Genomic DNA, 3,684 nt, shown 5'->3' on the forward strand with positions numbered 1-3,684 from the left:
CATGCAGGCTGGCCTCCGCCCAGCCCACATCTTGAATCACGATCCGCCCAAAACCGGAATCCCGCGATTCAATCAAATCCAAGCACGATCTAGCGGCGCAAGCCGGGACGACATGGATTGGGCGTCCCGCTAAGACGCGGCTTCGCCGCGCTGAAACTGCTCCACGCGCGCGGCGTGGAAGCTGTTGGTTGCGTCACTGCGCGGCGTCTGGCGGGCATAGGACTCGATCTCGGCCAGCATCTCGCTCCAGGCGCTATCGAAGGCGGGCGTCCAGTCGGCGCCGAGGAGGTCGCGCAAGGCGTCGCGGACGATGGCGAAGAAGGTGGCGAAGACGTCGCGCGGCACGTCATAGCCTTCGTGATTGATCATCTCCGTGCCGATCATGTGGTCGGCGTAGCGGCGCTCGCCCACGAAATCGAGGATGGCGGCGAAGGCCAGCGACAGCATCTCGCCGCGGATCTTGCCGTCGGTGTCGCGCCAGAAATAGGGCTCCATCTGCGGGTGCAGCTCGAACATGCGCTGATAGACGCGGGCGGCCGGGTCGATGTCCCGTTCGGCCAGCAGCTCCAGGCTGGCCTCGATATCGGCGGCGCGCGCAAAGGCCGTGGCCATGGTCTGCTCCCTCTCCCTTGGGACGGCCCGTCTTGGAACGCGGGCTGCTCGGACGCCAGAGTGATCCCCGGCGCCGGATGGGGCAACCCCGGAGGTTCCCTTAGGCCCAGGGGTCAGGCGCGCGGGCCTTGGTCACCGGCACGGCGGTCTGGCTGCGGCGGCCTCCGCCGCTGACGATCGGCGCGGCCGGCGGGGCGCCGCGGCCGGTCAGCTTCATCAGCGCCGCCACCCGGTTGCCGGTCGACGGGTGGGTCGAGAACAGGTTGTCGGCGCCGTGGCCGGCCAGGGGATTGATGATGAACATCTGGCCGGTGGCGGGATTGCGCTCGGCCGTCACATTGACGATGCCGCGGGCGTAGGCGTCGATCTTCTGCAGGGCGCTGGCCAGGGCCTCCGGATCGCCGCTGATCTCCGCGCCGTGGCGGTCGGCCTCGTATTCGCGACCGCGGCTGATCGCCATCTGCACCAGGCCCGCGGCCATCGGGGCCAGCACCATCAGGGCGATGGTCCCGATGATCCCGCCCGGCCGCTCGCGGTCGTTGCCCCCGAAGAACAGGGCGAAGTTGGCGAGCGAGGAGATGGCCCCGGCGATGGTCGCCGTGATGGTCATGGTCAGGGTGTCACGGTTCTTCACGTGCGCCAGCTCGTGCGCCATCACCCCACGGATCTCGCGCCGGTCGAGCATGCGCAGCAGGCCGACCGTGGCGGCCACCGCCGCGTGCTCGGGATCGCGGCCGGTGGCGAAGGCGTTGGGCTGCTCGTTCTCCATCACATAGACCCTGGGCCGCGGCAGGTTGGCGCGGTCGGCCAGTTCGTAGACGTCGGTGACGTAGTTGCGCAGCAGCGGCTCGGCGACGCTCTGGTCGACCTCGCGCGCGCCGTACATGCGCAGCACGATCTTGTCGGAGTTCCAGTAGCTGAAGGCGTTCATCGCCACGGCGATTGCCAGGGCTATGGCCATGCCGGCCGCCCCGCCGATCAGATAGCCGACGCCGACGAAGAGGGCGGTCAGGCCCGCCAGCAGCATGAAGGTGCGAAGATGGTTGTGCATGGCGCCGGATATCGGGCGGGCAAGGGCCTTGCGCAAGCGGCCAGCGTTAGTGGCGAACTAGAAGTTGACGGCGCGCAGGGTGGCGGCGGCGGCCATGATGCGGTCGGTCTCGGCGCCCGCGCCGGCGGCTTGGTCGCGCATCAGCGCCTCGCAGTCGTCGGCCGGCATCGGCCTGGCGAACAGGTAGCCCTGCATCCGGTCGCAGCCGGCGGCGCGCAGGAAGATGGCCTGGGCCTCGTCCTCGACGCCCTCGGCGACGATGCGCGCGTCCAGCGACTTGGCCGCGCTCAGCATGGCGCGCACCAGCTTGGAGGTGCGCGGGTCGCGGCCCACCCCGCCGATCAGCGACTGGTCGAGCTTCACCGTATGGATCGGCAACTGCAGCAGGGCGCGCAGGTTGGAATAGCCCGTGCCGAAGTCGTCCAGGGCCACGCGCACGCCGCGGGCGGCCAGACGCTCGATGTGGCGGCGCGCCATGGACAGGTCATGGACCAGGAAGGTCTCGGTGATCTCCACGGTCAGGGCCGTGGCCGGCAGGTCGGTGTCGGCCAGCCGCGCGATCAGCTTGCGCGAAAAGGCCGGGTCCAGCAGCTCGCGCGGCGAGACGTTGCAGGCGATGGTGTCGATCAGCCCCTCGCGCACCCAGGGCGCAGCCCGCTGGCAGGCGCTCTGGAAGATGATGCCGTCCAGTTCGCCGATCAGGCCCAGCTCCTCGGCCAGGGGCACGAAGACGCCGGGCGGGATCATGCCGCGCTCGGCATGGTTCCAGCGGGCCAGCACCTCGGCGGCGATGATCCGGCCGTCGGCGGCGTTCACCACCGGCTGGAACCAGGGCACGATGTCGCCGCTGGGGATCGCGCGGCGCAGCTCGGTCTCCAGGCTGTGGCGCGCTTCGCTCGCCCGGCGCAGGTCCTCGTCGAAGGCCGACCAACGGCTGCCGCCGGCGGTCTTGGCGCGATAGAGCGCCATGTCGGCGAACCGCTGCAGGTCGGTCGCGTCCGTCGCGTCGTCGGGATAGACGGCCAGCCCGACCGAGGCGCCCGGCGCGATGGCGCGGCCATAGATCGTGTGGGTCTGGATCAGGGCCTGGGTCAGGGCCTCGGCGCGGGCCCGTGCGCCCTCGCGGTCGGTGATGACCGCGAACTCGTCGCCGCCCAGCCGGGCGACCAGGTCTCCGGGGTGGGCGTGTTCGCGCAGGCGCCGGCCGATCTCGGCCAGCAACTGGTCGCCGGCATGGTGGCCCAGGCTGTCGTTGAGGGTCTTGAAACGGTCGAGGTCGATGACGAACAGGGCCGCTCCCCCGCCGCCGGCTTCGGCGGCCTCCAGGCGGTCGATCAGGGCCGAGGTGAAGGCGCCGCGATTGAGCAGGCCGGTCAGGCTGTCGGTGCGCGCCAGGTGCATGGTCAGGGCCCGCTCGGCCTCCAGCTCGGCGACGCGGCCGGCCAGGGTGTCGTGGACGCGGCGCAGCTCCTGGCCCGCTTCGGAAAGCTCCAGCGCCTTGGCTTCGAGCAGGATCTCGGCCTTGCGGCGGGCCTGCCGCTCGCGCTCGGTCCGCCGCGCGGCGACGGCGGCGTCGATCATATGCGGGGCCGGCTTCACGAGACGCCCGGCGCGAGTCCGCAGCGGCCGACGCCGGGGCCGGCCATCTCGGCGCCCACGACGTCTTCGACCAATTCCGGGAGCTCGACGACGCCCCTCATTCCCACCCAGTCTGCGAACGTGTTCGGATAACTGCGTGATACGCACAAATCACGGACCGACCGTTAACGGGGCTGGAAAAACCCCAGCCGGCCTGGGGGCATCAGGCCTTGGCGGGCTCCGGCTCGGGCTCTTCGATCTGGCCTTCCCACTTGGCCACCACGGCGCTGGCGACCGAGTTGCCGAGCACGTTGGTCGCGCTGCGGCCCATGTCCAGCAGGTGGTCGACGCCGAGGATCAGCAGCAGCCCGGCCTCGGGCAGGTTGAAATAGGTCAGGGTGGCGGCGATCACCACCAGCGAGGCCCGCGGCACCCCGGCCATG

At 70.5% G+C, this 3,684-nt stretch carries 4 protein-coding genes; all 4 read right to left on the bottom strand.

Annotated elements, in window-relative coordinates; genetic code table 11:
• Positions 1 to 129 precede the first annotated feature (129 nt).
• Entirely contained in the window at positions 130 to 612 is a 483-nt protein-coding gene (locus tag ACE3TL_RS16675; RefSeq protein WP_374579784.1) for a globin domain-containing protein, read from the bottom strand.
• A 100-nt stretch (positions 613 to 712) separates the two neighbouring features.
• Complete coding sequence (gene htpX, locus ACE3TL_RS16680) at positions 713 to 1,663, bottom strand: zinc metalloprotease HtpX (protein ID WP_374579785.1); 951 nt, start codon at positions 1,661 to 1,663, stop codon at positions 713 to 715.
• 57 nt (positions 1,664 to 1,720) lie between these two features.
• Positions 1,721 to 3,244 carry a putative bifunctional diguanylate cyclase/phosphodiesterase gene (locus ACE3TL_RS16685; RefSeq protein WP_374579786.1) on the bottom strand — a complete coding sequence of 508 codons (1,524 nt, stop codon included), beginning with the start codon at positions 3,242 to 3,244 and terminating at the stop codon, positions 1,721 to 1,723.
• A 220-nt stretch (positions 3,245 to 3,464) separates the two neighbouring features.
• A partial coding sequence (locus tag ACE3TL_RS16690) for a cation:dicarboxylate symporter family transporter (RefSeq protein WP_374579787.1) occupies positions 3,465 to 3,684 on the bottom strand: 220 nt, incomplete at its 5' end.

It is taken from the genome of Phenylobacterium sp. (assembly GCF_041920015.1).
In the GTDB taxonomy this organism is placed as follows: Bacteria; Pseudomonadota; Alphaproteobacteria; order Caulobacterales; family Caulobacteraceae; genus Phenylobacterium.

Coding starts and splice junctions, on each gene's coding strand:
- htpX (WP_374579785.1), bottom strand. CDS start 1,663: ATGCACAACCATCTTCGCACCTTCATGCTGCTGGCGGGCCTGACCGCC.
- ACE3TL_RS16675 (WP_374579784.1), bottom strand. CDS start 612: ATGGCCACGGCCTTTGCGCGCGCCGCCGATATCGAGGCCAGCCTGGAG.
- ACE3TL_RS16685 (WP_374579786.1), bottom strand. CDS start 3,244: ATGATCGACGCCGCCGTCGCCGCGCGGCGGACCGAGCGCGAGCGGCAG.